The sequence below is a fragment of the Pseudomonas imperatae genome (genome assembly GCF_057128625.1).
In genome coordinates this window covers 152,893-172,507 of the sequence record NZ_JBSKHP010000011.1, presented here as the reverse complement: position 1 = coordinate 172,507, position 19,615 = coordinate 152,893, and the positions used below count along the sequence as shown (strand labels likewise).

21 protein-coding genes and 1 other RNA gene are annotated in these 19,615 nt (G+C 64.7%); 9 read left to right on the top strand and 13 right to left on the bottom strand.

Going from position 1 to position 19,615, the window contains the following annotated elements; all coding sequences use genetic code 11:
* Positions 1–224 precede the first annotated feature (224 nt).
* From ACWKWX_RS16045 to ACWKWX_RS16030, 4 genes are read right to left on the bottom strand one after another with little or no spacing between them, the layout of a single operon-like run.
* A complete protein-coding gene (locus tag ACWKWX_RS16045; RefSeq protein WP_416427520.1) occupies positions 225–1,445 on the bottom strand; it encodes a 2-octaprenyl-3-methyl-6-methoxy-1,4-benzoquinol hydroxylase in 1,221 nt (406 codons plus the stop codon).
* Between the two features lie 59 nt (positions 1,446–1,504).
* On the bottom strand, positions 1,505–2,698 hold the full coding sequence (gene ubiH, locus ACWKWX_RS16040) for a 2-octaprenyl-6-methoxyphenyl hydroxylase (RefSeq protein ID WP_473005085.1): 1,194 nt from the start codon (positions 2,696–2,698) through the stop codon (positions 1,505–1,507).
* Entirely contained in the window at positions 2,695–4,035 is a 1,341-nt protein-coding gene (gene pepP / locus ACWKWX_RS16035) for a Xaa-Pro aminopeptidase (protein WP_416421913.1), read from the bottom strand. The genes ubiH and pepP overlap by 4 nt, the downstream gene beginning before the upstream one ends.
* 19 nt (positions 4,036–4,054) lie before the next feature.
* The gene (locus ACWKWX_RS16030) at positions 4,055–4,606 is read right to left on the bottom strand and encodes a YecA/YgfB family protein (RefSeq protein WP_416421912.1); all 552 of its coding nucleotides are present in this window, start codon (positions 4,604–4,606) and stop codon (positions 4,055–4,057) included.
* A gap of 143 nt (positions 4,607–4,749) precedes the next feature.
* Here ACWKWX_RS16030 and ACWKWX_RS16025 point away from each other — a divergent pair, with 143 nt between their 5' ends.
* The 4 genes from ACWKWX_RS16025 (at position 4,750) to ACWKWX_RS16010 (ending at position 6,174) form a co-directional block, all read left to right on the top strand.
* Complete coding sequence (locus ACWKWX_RS16025; RefSeq protein WP_081719218.1) at positions 4,750–4,959, top strand: TIGR02449 family protein; 210 nt, start codon at positions 4,750–4,752, stop codon at positions 4,957–4,959.
* Positions 4,956–5,273 (top strand): cell division protein ZapA, encoded by a 318-nt coding sequence (locus ACWKWX_RS16020; RefSeq protein ID WP_416421911.1) that lies wholly within the window; start codon positions 4,956–4,958, stop codon positions 5,271–5,273. Before ACWKWX_RS16025 ends, ACWKWX_RS16020 begins: the two co-directional genes overlap by 4 nt.
* 31 nt (positions 5,274–5,304) lie before the next feature.
* Positions 5,305–5,483: non-coding RNA, 6S RNA (gene ssrS / locus ACWKWX_RS16015), on the top strand.
* 88 nt (positions 5,484–5,571) lie between these two features.
* Complete coding sequence (locus ACWKWX_RS16010) at positions 5,572–6,174, top strand: 5-formyltetrahydrofolate cyclo-ligase (protein ID WP_416421910.1); 603 nt, start codon at positions 5,572–5,574, stop codon at positions 6,172–6,174.
* Positions 6,175–6,233: 59 nt separating this feature from the next.
* Here the strand turns inward: ACWKWX_RS16010 and ACWKWX_RS16005 are convergent, their stop codons facing one another.
* A complete protein-coding gene (locus ACWKWX_RS16005) occupies positions 6,234–6,374 on the bottom strand; it encodes a hypothetical protein (protein ID WP_416421909.1) in 141 nt (46 codons plus the stop codon).
* Between the two features lie 195 nt (positions 6,375–6,569).
* Here ACWKWX_RS16005 and ACWKWX_RS16000 point away from each other — a divergent pair, with 195 nt between their 5' ends.
* On the top strand, positions 6,570–7,019 hold the full coding sequence (locus tag ACWKWX_RS16000) for an EVE domain-containing protein (protein WP_416421908.1): 450 nt from the start codon (positions 6,570–6,572) through the stop codon (positions 7,017–7,019).
* 3 nt (positions 7,020–7,022) lie between these two features.
* Here ACWKWX_RS16000 and ACWKWX_RS15995 read toward each other — a convergent pair whose 3' ends face one another.
* Entirely contained in the window at positions 7,023–7,436 is a 414-nt protein-coding gene (locus ACWKWX_RS15995; RefSeq protein WP_473005082.1) for a flagellar basal body-associated protein FliL, read from the bottom strand.
* A gap of 148 nt (positions 7,437–7,584) precedes the next feature.
* Between ACWKWX_RS15995 and ACWKWX_RS15990 the strand changes: the two genes are divergently transcribed.
* Both ACWKWX_RS15990 and ACWKWX_RS15985 read left to right on the top strand, forming a co-directional pair.
* A complete protein-coding gene (locus ACWKWX_RS15990) occupies positions 7,585–8,562 on the top strand; it encodes an NADPH:quinone oxidoreductase family protein (protein ID WP_483828270.1) in 978 nt (325 codons plus the stop codon).
* Between the two features lie 105 nt (positions 8,563–8,667).
* A complete protein-coding gene (locus ACWKWX_RS15985) occupies positions 8,668–9,816 on the top strand; it encodes a hypothetical protein (protein WP_483828269.1) in 1,149 nt (382 codons plus the stop codon).
* On the opposite strand, the gene ACWKWX_RS15980 is transcribed toward ACWKWX_RS15985, so the two are convergent.
* Positions 9,813–10,460, bottom strand: coding sequence for a gamma-glutamylcyclotransferase (locus ACWKWX_RS15980; RefSeq protein ID WP_416421904.1), 648 nt, complete (start codon positions 10,458–10,460; stop codon positions 9,813–9,815). The genes ACWKWX_RS15985 and ACWKWX_RS15980 overlap by 4 nt on opposite strands.
* A 347-nt stretch (positions 10,461–10,807) precedes the next feature.
* On the opposite strand from ACWKWX_RS15980, the gene ACWKWX_RS15975 reads away from it, so the two are divergent.
* Positions 10,808–11,284 carry a sn-glycerol-3-phosphate transporter gene (locus ACWKWX_RS15975; protein WP_483828268.1) on the top strand — a complete coding sequence of 159 codons (477 nt, stop codon included), beginning with the start codon at positions 10,808–10,810 and terminating at the stop codon, positions 11,282–11,284.
* A gap of 8 nt (positions 11,285–11,292) precedes the next feature.
* Here the strand turns inward: ACWKWX_RS15975 and ACWKWX_RS15970 are convergent, their stop codons facing one another.
* From ACWKWX_RS15970 to ACWKWX_RS15945, 6 genes are all read right to left on the bottom strand, one after another.
* On the bottom strand, positions 11,293–12,261 hold the full coding sequence (locus tag ACWKWX_RS15970) for a CDP-6-deoxy-delta-3,4-glucoseen reductase (RefSeq protein WP_483828267.1): 969 nt from the start codon (positions 12,259–12,261) through the stop codon (positions 11,293–11,295).
* Positions 12,261–13,727 carry a 4-hydroxy-3-polyprenylbenzoate decarboxylase gene (gene ubiD / locus ACWKWX_RS15965; protein WP_416421901.1) on the bottom strand — a complete coding sequence of 489 codons (1,467 nt, stop codon included), beginning with the start codon at positions 13,725–13,727 and terminating at the stop codon, positions 12,261–12,263. The genes ACWKWX_RS15970 and ubiD overlap by 1 nt, the downstream gene beginning before the upstream one ends.
* A gap of 69 nt (positions 13,728–13,796) precedes the next feature.
* Positions 13,797–15,797, bottom strand: a complete 2,001-nt coding sequence (locus ACWKWX_RS15960) for an acyltransferase family protein (protein WP_483828266.1) — start codon at positions 15,795–15,797, stop codon at positions 13,797–13,799.
* A 143-nt stretch (positions 15,798–15,940) separates the two neighbouring features.
* Positions 15,941–17,200, bottom strand: coding sequence for a transcription termination factor Rho (gene rho / locus ACWKWX_RS15955; RefSeq protein WP_027979976.1), 1,260 nt, complete (start codon positions 17,198–17,200; stop codon positions 15,941–15,943).
* A gap of 247 nt (positions 17,201–17,447) precedes the next feature.
* Complete coding sequence (trxA, locus tag ACWKWX_RS15950) at positions 17,448–17,777, bottom strand: thioredoxin TrxA (protein WP_027979977.1); 330 nt, start codon at positions 17,775–17,777, stop codon at positions 17,448–17,450.
* Between the two features lie 119 nt (positions 17,778–17,896).
* On the bottom strand, positions 17,897–18,595 hold the full coding sequence (locus ACWKWX_RS15945) for a FadR/GntR family transcriptional regulator (RefSeq protein ID WP_416427519.1): 699 nt from the start codon (positions 18,593–18,595) through the stop codon (positions 17,897–17,899).
* Between the two features lie 221 nt (positions 18,596–18,816).
* On the opposite strand from ACWKWX_RS15945, the gene ACWKWX_RS15940 reads away from it, so the two are divergent.
* Complete coding sequence (locus ACWKWX_RS15940) at positions 18,817–19,602, top strand: transporter substrate-binding domain-containing protein (RefSeq protein WP_416421899.1); 786 nt, start codon at positions 18,817–18,819, stop codon at positions 19,600–19,602.
* The last annotated feature ends 13 nt before the right edge of the window (positions 19,603–19,615 follow it).

Here is a 19,615-nt window from a genome sequence, read left to right as displayed (position 1 = left end):
GGCCGCTGCTACGGAAACCGCGATGCGTGCCCGTAGCAGCTGCCGAAGGCGGCGTCCGGGATCACCGCGGTGTGCCGGGAACAACGCGGCGCCTTGGACGCGGCCTGCGGCCGCTGCTACGGAAACCGCGATGCGTGCCCGTAGCAGCTGCCGAAGGCGGCGTCCGGGTTCACCGCAGTGTGCCGGGAACAACGCGGCGCCATGGACGCGGCCTGCGGCCGCTGCTACAGGGGTTTTGCCAGCGCTGGCAGGTCGCCGCTCAAACCCAGGGCCTGGCGCACGAACAGCGCCTTGGCCTCGGGCATTTGCTCGACCCACTTCAGGCCGCTGTTACGCAACCAGCGCACCGGCAGCGGGTCGGCCTGGAACAGCCGTTCGAAGCCTTCCATGGCCGCCATCAACGCCAGGTTGTGGGGCATGCGCCGGCGTTCGTAGCGGCTGAGCACCCGCACGTCGGCCAGGCGTTCGCCACGGCCGTTGGCATGCAGCAGCTCTTCGGCCAGCACCGCAGCATCGAGGAAGCCCAGGTTCACGCCCTGCCCCGCCAACGGGTGAATGGTGTGGGCGGCGTCGCCGATCAGCACCAGGCCTTCTGCCACGTAGCGCTTGGCGTGGCGCTGGCGCAGCGGCACGCACAGGCGCTTGTCGGCGTGCTCCACCTTGCCCAGGCGGCCTTCGAAGGCGCGCTCCAGTTGGGCGCAGAAGGCATCGTCATCCAGCGCCATCAGGTGCTCGGCTTCCTTGGGCGTGGTCGACCAGACGATCGAGCACCAGTGCTGCTGGTCGGCATGCTCCAGCGGCAGGAAGGCCAGCGGGCCGTCGTCGGTGAAGCGCTGCCAGGCGGTGCGCTGGTGCGGTTGCGCGCAGCGCACGCTGGTGACGATGGCGTGGTGCAGGTAATCCCACTCGCGAGTTTCGCAGCCGGCCAGGCGGCGCACGGCGGAATGGGCGCCGTCGGCAGCCACCACCAGCGGCGCGCGCACGGTGCGGCCGTCGGCCAGGGTCAGCAGCCAGTCGTCGCCGGAGCGGCGCAGCTGTTCCAGGCGCGCGTTGGCCAGCAGGCCGATGTCGCTGTCGTGCAGTTGCTCCAGCAGCGCGTCCTGGACCACGCGGTTCTCGACGATGTGGCCCAGGGTTTCGGCATGCACGCTGGCGGCGCTGAAGTGAATGTGGCCGGTGCCGCTGCCATCCCACACGCTCATGTCGCCGTAGGCGCAGGCACGACGACGGGCAATGCCCTGCCAGGCGCCCAGGCGCTCAAGCACGCGCTGGCTGGCGGCCGACAAGGCGCTGACGCGCGGTTCGAACGGCGCCTGGGCGTCGAACGCCTTGACGCTGAGGGGGCTGCCATCGACCACCAGGATTTCCAGGCCGCTGTTCTGCAACGCCAGGGCCAGGGCGCTGCCCACCATGCCGGCGCCGACTACTACCAGATCTGCACGCATTTCCATGCTTCAAGCCTGTTCCACGGGGTTGATGGGGGAGTAAAACGACGCGGCCATGCTCAACCCTGCATATCTGCGCGGGTGCCCAGGCCCATGGCCTGGCGGGCGAACCAGCGCTTGGCCGGCGGTAGCAGGTCCAGGCCCAGCAGGCCCAGGTTGCGCCCGGCGGCCACCAGCGGCTGGGAGGAACCGAACAGGCGGGTGACCTTGTCGGAGAAGCCCACGGTCAGGTCCTGGTCGGCGCGCTGGCTGGCGCGGTAGCGCTGCAAGGTGGCGAAGTCGCCCAGCGGCGCCTGGCTGGCCAGCAGGGTGTCGGCCAGCGCCTGCACGTCCCGCAGCGACAGGTTGAAACCCTGGCCGGCGATGGGGTGCAGGGCGTGGGCGGCGTTGCCGAGCACCACCAGGTGTGGCCGTACCTGCTCTTCGGCTTCTACCAGGGTCAGCGGGTACAGGTGGCGCACGCCGACCTGCTGCAAGGTGCCCAGGCGGTAACCGAACACACCTTGCAGTTCCTTGAGGAACGCGCGCTCGTCGATCTCGGCCAGGCGCTGGGCGTCCATGCCCTGGCGGGTCCACACCAGCGCGCAGCGGTTGTCGGGCAGCGGCAGCAGGGCCATGGGGCCGTCGTCGGTGAAGCGTTCGAACGCCAGGCCTTCATGGGGCTGGCTGGGGCTGATGTTGGCGATCAGCGCGCTCTGGTCATAGGGCCGGCGGCGCACGCCGATGCCCAGCTGCTCGCGCAGGCCGGAACGGCCGCCATCGGCCAGCACTGCCAGGTCGCAGTCCAGGCTGGTGTCGTCGTTGAGGGTCAGGCGGTAGCCGTCCTCGCGCACCTGAAGGCGGGTGACCTCGGCGGGCACACGCCAGCTCACCACCTCTGGGTCCAGCGCCTGCCACAGGCATTGGCCCAGCCAGGCGTTCTCCACCACGTAGCCCAGGGCCGGCACGCCTTCTTCCAGCGCGGTCAGGCGGGTGACACCGAAGCGCCCGCGGTCGGACACATGGATTTGCCGGATCGGCTCGGCGCGCCGGTGAATGTGCTGCCACAGGCCCAGGCGCTCGTAGATCTGCCGGGTGCCGAACGACAGCGCCGAAGAGCGTGCGTCGTAGCTGGGCTGGTAGCTGTCGCCAGGGGCGAACGGCTCGATCAGCATGATCTTCCAGCCGCGCGCCTTGGCGCCGGCCTGCAGGGCCAGGGCCAGGCTGGCGCCGACCAGGCCGCCGCCGATGATTGCCAGATTGACGCGGTTCATGCGGCCTCGGTACGTGCTTGAGCCATCAAGGCTTCGATTTCGGCGACGGTCTTGGGCACGTCGCCGGTCAGGATGTCGCAACCACTGCGGGTTACCACCACGTCGTCTTCGATGCGCACGCCAATGCCGCGCCATTTCTTCGCCACGCGGGTGTTGTCGGGGCTGATGTAGATGCCCGGCTCCACCGTCAGGGTCATGCCCGGCTCCAGCACGCGCCATTCGCCGCCCACGCGGTAGTCGCCGACGTCGTGCACGTCCATGCCCAGCCAGTGGCCGGCACGGTGCATGTAGAAGGCGCGGTAGGCCTCGGTGACGATCAGTTCATTGACCTCACCTTCCAGCAGGCCCAGCTCCACCAGCCCTTGGGTGATCACCCGCACGGTGGCCTCGTGGGCCTCATTCCAGTGGCGGTCCGGGCCGATGGCGGCAAAGGCTGCCTCCTGGGACTTGAGCACCAGCTCGTAGATGGCCTTCTGCTCGGGCGAGAACACGCCGCTGACCGGGAAGGTGCGGGTGATGTCGCTGGCGTAGCAGTCGATCTCGCAGCCGGCGTCGATCAGCACCAGGTCGCCGTCCTTGAGCAGCGCGTCATTCTCCTGATAGTGGAGGATGCAGCTGTTGCGGCCCGAGGCGACGATGGAGCCATAGGCCGGCATCTTCGCCCCGCCCTTGCGGAATTCGTAGTCCAGTTCGGCTTCCAGGCTGAACTCGTGCAGGCCGGCGCGGCACGCCTGCATGGCGCGCACATGGGCACGGGCAGAGATCTGCGCGGCATGGCGCATGACCTTCACCTCGTTGGCCGACTTGTACAGGCGCATGTCATGCAACAGGTGGTCCAGCGCCACGAACTCTTCGGGCGGCTGCGAACCCAGGTCGGCCTTGGAGCGAATGACGTTGATCCACTCCATCAGGTGCCGGTCGAATTCGGTGTTGCTGCCCATGGCCGTGTACACCCGGTCGCGGCCTTCGATCAGGCCGGGCAGGATGTCGTCGATATCGGTGATAGGGAAGGCATCGTCGGCGCCGTAGTCACGAATGGCGCCTTCCTGGCCGGCCCGCAAGCCATCCCACAGCTCACGCTCGGGGTTGCGCTCGCGGCAGAACAGCACGTATTCGCCGTGCTCGCGGCCGGGGATCAGGGCGATCACCGCCTCGGGCTCGGGGAAGCCGCTCAGGTACTGGAAGTCGCTGTCCTGGCGATACACGTGCTCCACGTCGCGGTTGCGAATGGCCACGGCAGCCGCCGGCAGGATGGCGATGCTGTTGGGCTCCATCTGCGCCATCAGAGCCTTGCGCCGACGCGCATATTCCGACTTCGGGATGTGGATTACTGGCACAGGTGGGCCCCTTTTCGCATCAGTGCAGGGAAGGCTTGGCAGCCGCCACTGGCTTGGCGCACTCGGTGAACAGCAGCATCGGCGCCACGCGCAGGTATTCCATCACTTCCATGTAGTCGCTTTCGGCGTCTTCGGATTCTTCCAGCGCTTCCTGCACCTGGGAAATGGCGTCCATGTCCTGGAGGATTTCCTGGGCTTCCTGGCTCAGGTTCTTGCCACCCGAGTGCAGGCCGAAGCCGGTGAGGAAGCCTTGGCACCATTGGCCCAGGGCGGTGGCACGCTCGGTCAGCGGCGCGTCGTCGCTAGGCAGCAGGATGACGATGGTCACGTCTTCGCCGGTGAGCTCGCCCTGGACCATGGCCTGCAGGCCAACCAGCGCGTTGCGCACGTTCTCGGCAGGTTCGGTGTCCAGCGACAGCGCGGCGTCCGCCAGCCAGCCTTCGGCGTCGAAGTCGGCGCCAGCGCAGCTACGGCCCAGCAGCAAGCCATGCAGCTCGGCAGGGGAAACGGGGTGACCGCCAGCGTTGAGCAGGTCGGCAAAGCCTTGATACGGGGATTTCTGAATAGACATGGCAACTAGGCGCCAGGCGGCGCAATGACTAGAATGAAGACCTTGTATCCTAGCACCGGCAGGCGCGCCAAGACCATCGACGCGGCCAACTCGTTAACGTGCAAGGCCTTGCGCCACTCACTGATTGTAGCGAACGGGACCCCATGGAACAGAACGACCTGCAAGCGCTGATGGGCCGACTCGAGCAATTGATCGACCGAGTCGAGCAACTAAAACGCCAAAACGGACTCCTACTAGCTCAGGAAAAATCCTGGCGCGAGGAGCGCGCACACCTCATAGAAAAAAACGAAATCGCCCGGCACAAGGTCGAATCGATGATTTCGCGCCTCAAGGCCCTGGAGCAAGACTCATGAGTTCAAGCAATAGCGTCACTGTTCAGATCCTCGACAAGGAATACTCGATCATCTGCCCCCCCGAGGAGCGCAGCAACCTGGTCAGCGCCGCGCGCTACCTGGACGGCAAGATGCGCGAGATCCGCAGCAGCGGCAAGGTCATCGGCGCCGACCGCATCGCCGTGATGGCTGCACTGAACATTACCCATGACCTGTTGCACAAGCAGGAAACCCCCGACATCGCCGCCAGCGGTTCCACCCGCGAACAGGTCCGCGACCTGCTCGAACGCGTCGACCTGGTGCTCGCCACTGATCAGGATGAAACCCGGGGCTGAAACATTCTGATTGTTTCGGGTATACTTGCGCCGCTCCCTGGAGTGCTTGCCAGTCGGTCATGTCCCTGAGCCGATACGCACAACCACGGGGGTTGCACGCTGAGGCCGGTGCGCATGTCCGCTTGACGGAAAGCCTTAACGCCTCCTGCAATCTCCACCTTGAACTTTCGGGTTCAAGGGCTACACCGACAGCGGTTCGTCGGGGAGTCTCGCATTACTTGCCCCTGCCAGGCCTTGCCGGCATGGGTATCCGCCCCGCCGCCCCGCGCGGCCCGGGCGCTTCTGGATGGCCTTCGCCATGACCGAATCCGCACCGCTTTCACGCCCTCAATTGCGCCGCCTGCTGCGCGATGCCCGACGGGCACTGACCCCTGCGCAACAACGTGAAGCCGCCCGCGGGCTGTACCGCCAGCTGGCCCAGCACCCGCTGTTCCGGCGCGCCCGCCACGTGGCCCTATACCTGCCCAACGACAGCGAAATAGACCCACGCCTGCTGCTGGCCGAAGCCCAGCGCCGGGGCAAGAAAACCTATTTGCCGGTGCTCAGCGCCTGGCCACGGACCAAAATGGTGTTCCAGCAGGTGCGCGCAGGTGAGGCATATCGTCGCAACCGCTTCCGTATTCCCGAACCGCACATCAACCCGGCGCGCCAACGGGTGATCTGGGCGCTGGACCTGATCCTGCTGCCGCTGGTGGGCTTTGACGAAGTGGGCGGCCGGCTGGGCATGGGCGGTGGCTTCTACGACCGCAGCCTGGCCTACCGCAGCCGCCGCGGTGCGTGGCACAAGCCGGTGCTGCTGGGCCTGGCCCATGAGTGCCAGAAGGTGGAGCGGCTGGCGCAGGCCAGTTGGGACGTGCCGTTGCAGGGCACCGTGTCGGATAAACGCTGGTACCTGGCGTAACCCTGCAGGCACAAAAAAAGGCCCATCGGCATGCCGATGGGCCTTTTTTCACGCTGCAATCAGCGGTACTGGACGGGCGCGTTCACTTCCACAGGGGCATTGGCCTTGCGGTCCCACAGGGTCTGCGCGTAACCCGTGGTCACGACACCCAAACCGAACAAAATGACCAAAATCCATAGCAAATCCGGTTTGCGGCGCATCAATTGCCCCCCTCAGGCAAGTCGTGATGAAGTCGGGCGCTTTGGCTTGAAGATGGCCCGGTAATTATGTGAAGCGTAAAATGCGCGCATTCTGCGGCAACATGACGCGACACGCAACGCTGGCGCCAACCGACTGTCGGGTTGTATTGAAAACGCCACACTGACAATTTTTGTTTCAAATTTGGAGCAGCAAAGATGGCCTATTGGCTGATGAAATCAGAGCCCGACGAGCTCTCCATCAAGGACCTGGCCCGCCTGGGCGATACCCGCTGGGATGGGGTGCGCAACTATCAGGCACGCAATTTCCTGCGCGCAATGGCCGTGGGCGACGAGTTCTTCTTCTACCACTCCAGCTGCCCGGAGCCGGGCATCGCCGGCATCGCCCGCATCAGCGCGGCGGCCTATGAAGACCCCACGGCCCTGGACCCGGCAAGCGCCTACCACGATGCCCGCGCCAACGCCGACAAGAACCCCTGGAGCGCGGTGGACGTGAGCCACGTCGAAACCTTCGCCAAGGTGCTGGGCCTGGGCTACCTCAAGCAGCAAACGGCGCTGGCCGAGTTGCCGCTGGTACAAAAGGGCAGCCGGCTGTCGGTGATGCCAGTGACCGCCGAACAATGGGCGGCGGTGCTGGCGCTGCGCTGAGGCTTACTGCACGATCAGGTTGTTGAACAGCAAGTCCTCGACCATGGGCTTGCCCTCTTCGCTGGTCATGACCTGCTGCACCTGCTTGAGCGCTTCCTGGCGCAGCTTTTCCTTGGACTCGACGTTGCTCAGCGATTCCACGGTCTGCTGGGAGAACAGCGCCACCAGCTGGTTGCGGATCAGCGGGTCCTGGTGTTTCACCGCGGCTTCCGCCTCGGGGCCGGTCACGCGCAGGGCCACGTCGGCCTTGTACACGTGCAGGCGCGGGCTGCCGTCCAGCGCGTAGTTGCCCACAAAGGGCGGGCTCAGGGTGATGTAGCTCACTTTCGGTGGGCCGCCCTCTTCCTTGCCTTCCTCGGCCATGGCCGCCGACACCGGCAGCGTCAGGGCCAACGCCATCAAGATCCACGCTTTCACAAATTCGTTCCTCATTCTGTTGGCGCAAGCATAACAAGATAACCCACGGGCCGGCGCTTATGGACGCCTATCAGCTGGGGGCATGCTCGTTGACCGCACATTCGTCACACCTACACTTATCGGCCACAACCTGCAAAGGAATAGCCCGATGAAAGCTGTGCTGTGCAAAGCCTTCGGCCCCGCCGAGACCCTGGTATTGGAAGACATCGCCAGCCCGGCGATCAAGAAGAACGAAGTGCTGGTGGAGGTGCACGCCGCCGGGGTCAACTTTCCCGACACGCTGATCATCGAGGGCAAATACCAGTTCAAGCCACCCTTCCCCTTCGCCCCCGGCGGTGAGGCGGCAGGCGTGGTGCGCGCGGTAGGCGAGAACGTCAGCCACCTGAAGGCGGGCGACCGGGTAATGGGCCTGACCGGCTGGGGCAGCTTCGCCGAGGAAATCGCCGTGCCCGGCTACAACGTCATGGCGATTCCCGACGGCATGGACTACCAGACCGCCGCGGCTTTCAGCATGACCTACGGCACCTCCATGCACGCCCTCAAGCAGCGCGCCAACCTGCAACCGGGCGAAACCCTGCTGGTGCTAGGCGCCTCCGGTGGCGTGGGCCTGGCGGCGGTGGAAATCGGCAAGGCCATGGGCGCCCGCGTGATTGCCGCGGCCAGCAGCGCCGACAAGCTGGCGGTGGCCAAGGCCGCCGGTGCCGACGAACTGATCAACTACAGCGAAACCAGCCTCAAGGATGAGATCAAGCGCCTGACCGGCGGCAACGGCGTCGACGTAATCTACGACCCGGTGGGCGGCGACCTGTTCGACCAGGCCGTGCGCTCCATCGCCTGGAACGGCCGCCTGCTAGTGGTGGGCTTCGCCAGCGGGCGCATCCCCGAGCTGCCGGTGAACCTGGCACTGCTCAAGGGCGCAGCCGTGGTGGGGGTGTTCTGGGGCTCGTTCGCCCAGCGCCAGCCGCAGGACAACGCGGCCAACTTCAAGGCGCTGTTCCAGTGGTTTGCCGAGGGCAAGCTCAAGCCGCTGGTTTCGGCCACCTACCCCCTGGCTGAAGCGGGTGCTGCCATCCACGCGCTGGCCCATCGCCAGGCCGTAGGCAAGCTGGTAATCGCCGTGCGGTGAGTCGTTCCCGTTCAGGAAACGATTCTGAATGGTGCCTTCCCCTTGATGAGGTTGAACTGAGCGCCGCAACCGCCTGGTTGCAACCTCATCGAAAGGGAGTTCACCATGAGTGTCTTTACTGTGTATTTCTGTGGTACCAGCGCCACCTGCTTTGACAACCACCACCCCAACTACTGGAACGGCGAGCTGGTTTCCACCCTGGCCGCCAATAGCCTGGGCCGCGAGTTCGCCGACTGGATCATCGTCGACGGCCCCGGCAGCGGCAACCTGCAAGCCGACACACTGACCGTCGAGTCCCAGGACCATCCCTACGCCGGCCCGGCATTCGGCAAGGGCTGGGAGACCAACGTGCGCCATGCCTTGAACATGATCAAGGGCGAATTCGAATGGCAGCGCGACAAACTTAACGAAGCCGATTACCAGGCGCTCAAGAAGGCCGGGGTGCCTGTCCAGGATGTCCAGGTCAAGGGCAGCTTCTGGGCGCGGATATATGACTACGGCGACCGCAACCCCACCCCACAGCAGCTGCAACAACAGATCGTCAACCAATTCCGCAAGGGCGGCAAAATACCCAGCCAGGTCAACCTGGTGGGCTGGAGCCGCGGTGGCATCAGCTGCCACATGCTGGCCAACGCCATGCTCAAGGACCCGGCCCTCAAGCATATCCCGGTGAATATCTTCGCCATTGACCCAGTGCCGGGGTTGTTCAACTTTCAGCCAGAGCGCGTCAACCTGGGCAGCAATGTGCGCGAATACGTCGGGTTTTACGCCCGGGACGAACGCTCGAAGGGCTTCGCTTGCGTCATCCCCAAGGTCACCGGCAACACGAGGGTCGGCGTCTACCCGATGCCAGGGCGGCACGCCACCCTGGTGGGCAATGCCGCCGAAGACGGCGTGGCGGGCGCCAAGGCGTTGCCTGAGCCGGGGATGGTGGTGCGGCACCTGGCAGAAACCTGCCTGCAGCGCTGGGGCGTCGAACTGCAAAAGTGCCTGAAGCTGGACGCGGCAGCGCTCAAGCAGGCCCACGACACCATGCATATCCACGACGCCTGGTACGCCAACATGCGCAAGTACAGCTACACGTATGTCACCGAAGCCGACAAGAACGAGCGTGCAGTCAGCCATGGCACCCAGTGGGCGCCCTTCTCGGCCATCGGCGGCGCGCCCTTCACGCCGGCCATCGGCCTGGCCGCGCCAGTGGCAGCGGTGCAGGGCATGTACAAGGAACTGATACCACCGGCGGCCGGCGCCTAACCCTCGCGCGAATGGCAGCGCTTGATGCGCGCCTCCAGGTTGCGGTCGGGCATTTCGTGGCTGCGCAGGGCGCTGATGGTCTGCTGCACGTAGTCCAGCGTGCTGCCGAACCGGCCGCTGGCGCTTTCCAGGATGTGGCTCAAGAGGTTGTCGGGCAGGTTGCCCGCGTAGCTGGGCAGGTGCCGCTCAAGCACGAAGCCCAGCGCCTGCACCTTGGTGCCGTCTTCAAGGCGGCAATTGAGCCAGTGCGGTCGGTAGGACGGATAGGGCATCTCCCGCTGCCACAGCGCCAGCAACGAATCCTGCAGTTGTTCCTGCGGCAGGCGGTAGGCAAAGCCGCTGCAGGAACCGCCGCGGTCCAGGCCGAACACCAGCCCGGGGCGTTCCGGCGTGCCGCGGTGCTCGTGGGACCACAGGTACAGGCCGCGGTGGTAACCATGCACCCGTGCACGGCGGCGCTCCACCGCGCTGCACTCCGGCCGCCAGATCAGCGAACCGTAGGCAAACAGCCAGACCGGCCCGCCCTTATGGCGCGCCATGGTGGTTTGGAGGGAGTGCACCAGTTGCTCGTGGGTCAATTGCGGCCCGAGGTCGAGCGAAGGTGGGTAGACCTCGTTGAAGTGTGCAGTTTCGATAGCCGACATAGTCGTCGCCTGATATCCCCGTGAATCGACAAGGCCGACTCACTTTAACCGATTGCTACAGCCCCGCTGTTACCGTACGGCAGATAACCTCAGAAAAACAAGCCCTTGCAAACGCTTATAAGCAACTCGACTGGCGTTGGTTATAAAGCACCGAAGTGGGCCACACAGCACAACTGCGCACCGAAGTGGCACTTGCGCCCAGTGAAGTTGCCCCTGCTATTGCCTGAGAATAGTGCAGCCAAGACACATGTAAACTTTCCTACGAAATATTCAGAAGTTTCACGTCTAGAAACTTCCTATCGATATGAGCGAAAAAGCACGCTTCCGATAGATAGCGGTCAATGATCATGAAATTTCCCCTCAGCACCCTCGCCCGCGTGCTGCCAGCCGCACTGGCAGCCTGGGCGCCCCCTGCAATTGCCGCAAGCGATGACTTCTGGCTGTTGCAAGGCAGCGTGCTGACCCGCCACTTCGCCAGCAACGGCCAGTACAACAACCATCAGGACCTGGTCGGCCTGGAGCGCAACCTGGCGTCCGGCTGGCTGGCGGGCGGCGCCACCTTCCGCAACTCCTTCAGCCAGCGGTCGTTCTACGCCTACGCTGGCAAGCGCTTCGACGTGCCGGACTCCGCGCTGTACTACAAGCTCAGCGCAGGGGTGATCCATGGCTACAAGGGACATTACCGGGACAAGCTGCCCCTGAACCGCTTCGGCGTCGCGCCGGCGGTGATCCCCGGCATCGGCGCCCACTGGGGGCCGGTGACCGGGGAAGTGGTGTTGCTGGGGTTGGCCGCGACCATGGTCAACGTCGGCGTGCGTTTTTGACCTTGCGCTCAGGGACGGGGCGCGTAGGCGAACACGTCGGCACGCATCTGGTGCGCATCCATGCCTGCCGCTACCAGGGCGTCGAGAGTGGCGTAGATCATGGCCGGCGAACCGCTGGCGTAGACGTGCACGCCAGCCAGGTCGGTAATGTCTTCACAGACCGCCTCGTGCAGCATGCCGCAACGGCCTTCCCAGCCGCAGAGGTCGCTGACCACCTGGTGCAGGAACAGGTTGGGCAGCGCCTTCCACTCTTCCCAATGCTCAAGCTGATAGAAGTCTTCAGGCCGGCGCACGCCCCAGTACAGGTGCACCGGGTGCTTGAAGCCCTGGGCGCGGCAATGCTCGATCAGGCTGTGCATCTGCGCCATGCCGGTGCCAGCGGCGATCAGCACCAGCGGGCCGTCCGGCAACTCGGCCAGGTGGGTGTCGCCGAACGGCAGTTCCACGCGGGCCATGCGGTTGCGCTGCAGCTGCTCGACCAGGCTCTGGGCGCTGGCTTCGCGCACCAGCACGTGCAGTTCCAGGTCGCGGCCGCTGTGGGGCGCCGAGGCCAGGGAAAACGCCGATTTGTCGCCGTTCTCGCGCTCGATCATCAGGTACTGCCCGGCATGGTAGCGCGGCGGCTTGCCGGCCGGCGCGCGCAGGCGCACGCGCCAGACGTCGCCACCCACGGGGGTACAGTCGCTGAGCTGGCAGGCGAGGCTGCGCACCGGCAGCTCGCCCAGGGCCAGCACGCCGTCCCAGAGCACTACGCAATCTTCCAGGGGCTCGGCGATGCAGGTGTAGATTTCACCGTGGTCGCGCTCTTCTCCGTCCTGGCGCACACGGCCCTCCACCAACAACGCCGAGCACACGTGGCAATTGCCATTGCGACAGCTTTGCGGGCACTCGTGGCCTAGGCGCTGGGCGGCTTCCAGGATTCGTTCGCCGGGTAGCGTGTCCAGCACCGCGCCCGATGGCTGCAAGGTTACGCGCATCAATCTATTCCTAGCTGGTTCCACAGTTCATCGATGCGCTTGGTAACGGCGTCGTCCTTGACGATCACGCGCCCCCACTCACGGGTGGTTTCGCCGGGCCACTTGTGGGTGGCGTCCAGGCCCATCTTCGAGCCCAGGCCCGATACCGGCGAGGCGAAGTCCAGGTAGTCGATCGGGGTGTTGTCGATCATCACCGTGTCGCGCTTGGGGTCCATGCGCGTGGTGATAGCCCAGATCACGTCGTTCCAGTCCCGCGCGTTGATGTCGTCGTCGGTCACGATAACAAACTTGGTGTACATGAACTGTCGCAGGAACGACCACACGCCCAGCATCACCCGCTTGGCGTGGCCGGGGTACTGCTTCTTCATGGTCACCACCGCCATGCGGTAGGAACAGCCTTCGGGCGGCAGGTAGAAGTCGGTGATCTCCGGGAACTGCTTCTGCAGGATCGGCACGAACACCTCGTTCAGCGCCACGCCCAGGATCGCCGGCTCATCCGGCGGCCGGCCGGTGTAGGTGCTGTGGTAGATCGGCTTGATACGGTGGGTGATGCGCTCCACGGTAAACACCGGGAAGCTGTCGACCTCGTTGTAATAGCCAGTGTGGTCGCCATACGGGCCTTCGTCGGCCATCTCGCCAGGGTGAATCACCCCTTCCAGGACGATTTCAGCGCTGGCCGGCACCTGCAGGTCGTTGCCACGGCACTTCACTAGCTCGGTGCGGTTGTCGCGCAGCAGGCCGGCGAAGGCGTATTCCGACAGGCTGTCGGGCACCGGCGTCACGGCGCCGAGGATAGTGGCCGGGTCGGCGCCCAGGGCGACCGAGACCGGGAACGGCTGGCCCGGGTGCTTCTCGCACCATTCGCGGTAGTCCAGCGCGCCGCCACGGTGGCTCAACCAGCGCATGATGACCTTGTTGCGGCCGATGACCTGCTGGCGGTAGATGCCCAGGTTCTGGCGGTCCTTGTTCGGCCCGCGGGTGACGGTCAGGCCCCAGGTGATCAGCGGCGCGACGTCGCCCGGCCAGCAGGTCTGCACCGGCAGCATGCCCAGGTCGACGTCATCGCCCTCGATGACCACTTCCTGGCACGCGGCGTCCTTGACCACCTTGGGGGCCATGGCAATGATCTTCTTGAAGATCGGCAGCTTGGACCAGGCGTCCTTCAGCCCCTTGGGCGGCTCGGGCTCCTTGAGGAACGCCAGCAGCTTGCCGATTTCACGCAGCTCGCTGACGTCTTCGGCGCCCATGCCCAGGGCCACGCGGCCGGGGGTGCCAAACAGGTTGCCCAGCACCGGGATGTCGTAGCCGGTGGGCTTTTCGAACAGCAGCGCCGGGCCCTTGCTGCGCAGGGTGCGATCGCAGACTTCAGTCATTTCCAGCACCGGCGAAATCGGCACCTGGATGCGTTTCAACTCTCCGCGCTGCTCAAGCTGCTGCACGAAATCCCGAAGATCCTTGAATTTCATTGACCATGCCACTCGTAAAATAGGCGTACATCGTACCTGCTCCGGCGACGGCTGGCAGCCGCCGAACCGTCAATCTGCAGAATTGGCCTGGATTTGCGCGTTGGCATGGGCCGCCGCTGCCCCAGTGAACAGCGGCGCCAGCAGCGGTTGCAGGTAGGTGGCCGCCGCATCGCCGTAATGATTGGTATCCATATAGAGCGATTGGCCATTGCTTTCGACCCGGCAGATGCCGCCCCGGGCGCAGAACAGCGCCGTGGGATCGATCACCCGCACACCAGCGTCTCGGGCCGCAAGGCCCCCAAACAGCTGGTGAATGAATGCCTGGCGCGCCAAATGCTCGGCCACGGGCCGGCCGTCATCGGCCGCCGACCGGCCGAGCATGGCCAGCCGTGTCAGGCGCCAGGGCACCGGTTGCTTCTGCAGCGGCACCTCGGCCACCAGCCACACCCGGTGGCCATGCTGGCGCAGCAGCGTCACCAGCGTGCCCAACCGCTGCGCCAACTGCTGTTCGGCGTACGCGCGGTCAGCCTTGCCCGAATGAGGGTCGTGCAGCATGTAGGTGGTGTCGCCGTCTTCCTCCCCGTAAAGGTACAGGCTCCAGCGCGCCGCCAGCACCACATCGCTCACCCCCGGGGTGTCGGTCAAGGCCAGCATGCGCTGGTTGAACGCCTGGCAGCCGGGCTTGGTTTCAAGGCCCGGCACTGGGATGCACCCCGACTTGGCGGCCAGCGACACCGGCGTGGCGTGCTGCTCGGCGGCTATCTTCAGCGCGGGGCCCATGCCGGCCGCATGGCTGTCGCCCCATATCAGCGTCGCCGGCACGCCCTGCCCTTGCGGGCCCAGCCGGCAGACTGGCTTGGAGTCCTCGAAACCGGACAGGCAGTCACGTTCACCGCCCTCCCATTCCTTCGCCTGGGCATACCTGAGCGCCTGTTCAGGCAGGCGCGAGGGAATTCCGTCGGTCCAGCGCAGAGCCTGGCCCGCCAGGCTGATCGTCACCAGCACCACCAGCGCGCCCGCCAGCACCTGCCGCGGCGTGGCGGCGGGCCTGGCCTGGCGCAGCGGCTGCTCAACCCAACGCCAGCTGGCATAGGCCAGCACCAGGCTGAGCGCCAGCAACCCGGCCACCTGCCAGCCACCCAGGCCATCCACCGCGGCGTAGCTGGCGAACACGTGGACCGGCCAGTGCCACAGGTACCAGGAATAGGAGAGCAGCCCGATACCCACCAGCAGCCGCGTGCCCAGCAGGCGCGCAACCCAGGTAGCGTGGGCACCATTGGCCCAGATCAGCAACACGGTGCCCAGCACCGGCAACAGTGCCGCCGGGCCAGGGAACGGCGTGGCAGCATCGAACAGCAGGGTGGCCGCCAGCAGCATGGCCAGCCCACCCAGGCTGGCCGCCTGGTAGAGCCATGGCGCGCGGCGGTTCTGCGCCACCGGCGCCACGGCCAGCAGGGCGCCCGCCAGCAGCTCCCAGGCACGCAGGGGCAGCAGGAAGAACGCCGCCGAAGGGTCGTGTTTCACCGCCCAGGTGCTCATGCCCAGGGACAGCAGCGCAAGCCCCAGCAACCACAAGCGCCAGAGCGGGGCCCAGCGCATCAGCAGCCCCAGCAGCAACGGGAAGACGATGTAGAACTGCTCTTCCACCGACAGCGACCAGGTGTGCAGCAGCGGCTTGAGGTCCGAGGCCGTGTCGAAGTAGCCATCCTCGCGGCGGAACAGAATGTTGGAGGCGAACATGGCCTGGTAGCGCACGGTGCGGCCCAGGTCGCTGTAGTCATGCGGCGCCAACAGGAACCACCCTGCGACCAGGCTCGCCAGCATGACCACGCACAGCGCCGGCAGAATGCGCCGTGCCCGCCGGGTCCAGAAGTCGAGGAAGCTGAACTGCCCCGCCTGGCGTTGCCGCCAGATGATCGAGGTGATCAGGAAGCCGGAAATGACGAAAAACACGTCCACGCCGACGAACCCACCGGAAAATCCGGTGATGCCGAAGTGAAAGAGCACGACCACCAGGACAGCCAGCGCGCGCAGGCCGTCGATGTCGCGACGGTATGACAGTACAGCCATGACAGTCCCTTGTGTTCTTGTGTTCCCCGATATCGGGGGCATCGCATCCATAGAAGGGCTGGCTGTGTATCAGTTCCGAAAAAATGTAAAAAAAAATGGCGCCCCGCAGGGCGCCATTTTTTCAAGCAGGCTGAAAAGCGTGCTTACTTGCGTTTCATCGACAGGAAGAACTCGTCGTTAGTCTTGGTCTGCTTCAGCTTGTCGACCAGGAACTCGATGGCGGCAACTTCGTCCATCGGGTGCAGCAGCTTGCGCAGGATCCACATGCGCTGCAGTTCGTCATCGGCAGTCAGCAACTCTTCGCGGCGAGTGCCGGAACGGTTGATGTTGATGGCCGGGAAGACGCGCTTCTCAGCGATCTTGCGGTCCAGGGGCAGTTCCATGTTGCCGGTACCCTTGAACTCTTCGTAGATCACTTCGTCCATCTTCGAGCCGGTCTCGACCAGCGCAGTGGCGATGATGGTCAGCGAACCGCCTTCCTCGATGTTACGCGCAGCGCCGAAGAAACGCTTTGGCTTCTCCAGGGCGTGGGCGTCGACACCACCGGTCAGTACCTTGCCGGAGCTCGGGATGACGGTGTTGTAGGCACGGGCCAGACGGGTGATGGAGTCCAGCAGGATGACCACGTCCTTCTTGTGCTCGACCAGGCGCTTGGCCTTCTCGATCACCATCTCGGCAACCTGCACGTGGCGGGTTGGCGGCTCGTCGAAGGTGGAGGCAACCACTTCGCCGCGCACGGTGCGCTGCATTTCGGTCACTTCTTCCGGACGTTCGTCGATCAGCAGCACGATCAGGTGAACTTCAGGGTTGTTACGCGTGATGTTCGACGCGATGTTCTGCAGCATGATGGTCTTGCCCGCCTTCGGCGGAGCAACGATCAGGCCACGCTGGCCCTTGCCGATCGGTGCGCACAGGTCGATGACACGACCGGTGAGGTCTTCGGTGGAACCGTTGCCGGCTTCCATCTTCATGCGCACGGTCGGGAACAGCGGCGTCAGGTTTTCGAACAGAATCTTGTTCTTGGCGTTTTCCGGGCGGTCGAAGTTGATGGTGTCAACTTTCAACAGGGCGAAGTAACGCTCGCCTTCCTTTGGAGGGCGGATCTTGCCGACGATGGTGTCGCCGGTGCGCAGGTTGAAGCGACGGATCTGGCTTGGGGAGACGTAGATGTCATCCGGGCCCGCGAGGTACGAAGCGTCAGCCGAACGCAGGAAGCCGAAGCCGTCCTGGAGAATCTCCAGCACGCCATCACCGGAGATTTCCTCGCCGCTTTTGGCATGTTTCTTCAACAGGGAGAAAATCACATCCTGCTTGCGCGAACGGGCCATATTTTCTATGCCCATCTGTTCGGCCATTTCGAGCAGATCGGTAATCGGCTTTTGCTTGAGTTCAGTCAGGTTCATAAGGGAATGACGTAATCATGTATGGAGGGAGAAATTAAGCTTTGGGCTTAATGAGGCCGCGCCGCAGAGAAGGCGACAGGATCGCGTACTAATTCGAGTAGGAGTGCGTCGGCGACGGCTTGCAGGGGGCGCTAGAGATACTAGTGCGAGGCCGAATGTAACACCTGAATTTCTGGGCGTCTAGTCGTTCGCCCAAGAAAAAGCCCCGCAAGGTGCGGGGCTATTACCACTGGATATTTCAGCGCTATTACAGGCTGGCATCCAGGAAAGCGGCCAATTGCGACTTGGACAGGGCGCCGACCTTGGTCGCTGCCACTTCACCGTCCTTGAACAGCATCAGCGTAGGAATGCCACGCACGCCGTGCTTGGCTGGGGTTTCCTGGTTGTCGTCGATGTTCAGCTTGGCGATGGTCACTTTACCTTCGTAGGTACCGGCGATCTCGTCCAGCACGGGTGCGATCATCTTGCATGGGCCACACCACTCAGCCCAATAGTCAACGAGGACAGGGCCCTTGGCCTTGAGTACTTGCTCCTCAAAGGTTGCATCAGTGACGTGCACGATTTTGTCGCTGCTCATAACGGGCTCCGCGGTCGAATTCTGGAAAAACGTCGCCCATCATAACGGCACAGGCGCCCTACAGGAAGCCGATGATGATTGTCTCTAACTATAGTGATTCCAGATTTAACCAATCGCTATCAGGGCGCGACGAAGGCAATGCCCGTGCGCAGGGCCGCCGCGCGGATGTGTTCCTGCATGGCGCGGGAGGCCGGTGCGGCGGCGTGACGCGCCAGGGCACGAAGGATCTTGCGGTGCTCTTGCCAGGTCTCCATGGCCCGCTCGGCGCGGATGAACGGTAGCTTCTGGCTTTCCAGGAAGATATCGGCGCTGGCGACCAGGATGCTGGCCATGGCCTGGTTGCCGCTGGCCACCAGGATGCGCCGGTGGAAGTCGAAGTCCAGGCGCGCGGCGGCCTCGAAGTCGCCACCACGCAGCTCGGCGCGCATGGCCTCGACGTTATCCTGCAGGCCGTCCAGTTCGTCGGCGCTCAGGCGCACGGCCGCCAGGCCCGCGGCGAAGCTTTCCAGGGCGTAGCGCAGCTGGAAAATGTCCTCGGGCGTGGCCTGGGCCGCGAACGGCCAGGCCAGCCCGGCGGGTGCAGCCTGCCCCGCCCCCGGCGCTTGCACGAACACGCCCTTGCCCGGCTGGATACTGACCACCCCCAAGGCGCTGAGGGTCGACAACGCCTCGCGCAGCGACGCGCGGCTCACCCCCAATTGCTCCGCTAGGTCGCGCTGCGAGGGCAGCGCGGCGCCGGCTTCGAAGCCGTGCTGGCTGATCAGTTGGCGAATGCCCTGGATGGCGAGATCAGGTACCGCTCGGTTCATTGAATTCATCATGGGCGCAGGGCGTTTCGGGCGTATGGAATAACTGTTGTAACGCCATTTTTTCCGCCTGGCAAATCACGCCCTTTAACGGTTCACCCCCGTATTTATTGCTCGAAACCGGTGCAGCTGTTCAGACCAGTATGACCAACCAAAAGCCCGTGGCCAGGGGCTTCGGCGTTCCTGGCATGGGCTGTGCACTGGGCTTGGCACTCACTTTCGGAGACCGTGCCATGATCCAGCGCTGTACCGCCCTGCTCACCGCTCTGTTCGCCAGCCTGATGCTTTGCCAGGCCCCCGCCCACGCCGACGGCCTGGAGGACGTGGTCAAGCGCGGCACCCTGAAAGTCGCTGTGCCCCAGGACTTCCCGCCCTTCGGCTCGATTGGCCCGGACATGAAGCCGCGCGGCCTGGACATCGACACCGCGCAGCTGATTGCCGACCGCCTCAAGGTCAAGCTGGAACTGACCCCGGTCAACAGCACCAACCGCATCCCCTACCTCACCACCGGCAAGGTCGACCTGGTGATCTCCAGCCTGGGCAAGAACCCCGACCGCGAGAAGGTCATCGACTTCTCCAGCGCCTACGCGCCCTTCTACCTCGCGGTGTTCGGCCCGCCCGACGCGCCCATCGCCAGCCTCGACGACCTCAAGGGCAAGACCATCAGCGTCACCCGCGGCGCCATCGAGGACATCGAGCTGACCAAGGTCGCCCCCGAGGGCGTGACCATCAAGCGCTTCGAGGACAACAACTCGACCATCGCCGCCTACCTGGCCAACCAGGTGGACCTGATCGCCAGCGGCAACGTGGTGATGGTGGCCATCAGCGAGCGCAACCCCAAGCGCATCCCGGCGCTGAAGGTGAAGCTCAAGGATTCGCCGGTGTACGTGGGCCTGAACAAGGACGAGCCGCAGCTGCTGGCCAAGGTCAACGAGATCATTGCCGCGGCGAAACAGGACGGCGCCCTGGAAAAGAATTCGCAGACCTGGCTGAAGCAGCCGCTGCCCGCCGACCTCTGAGGTAGCAGACCCT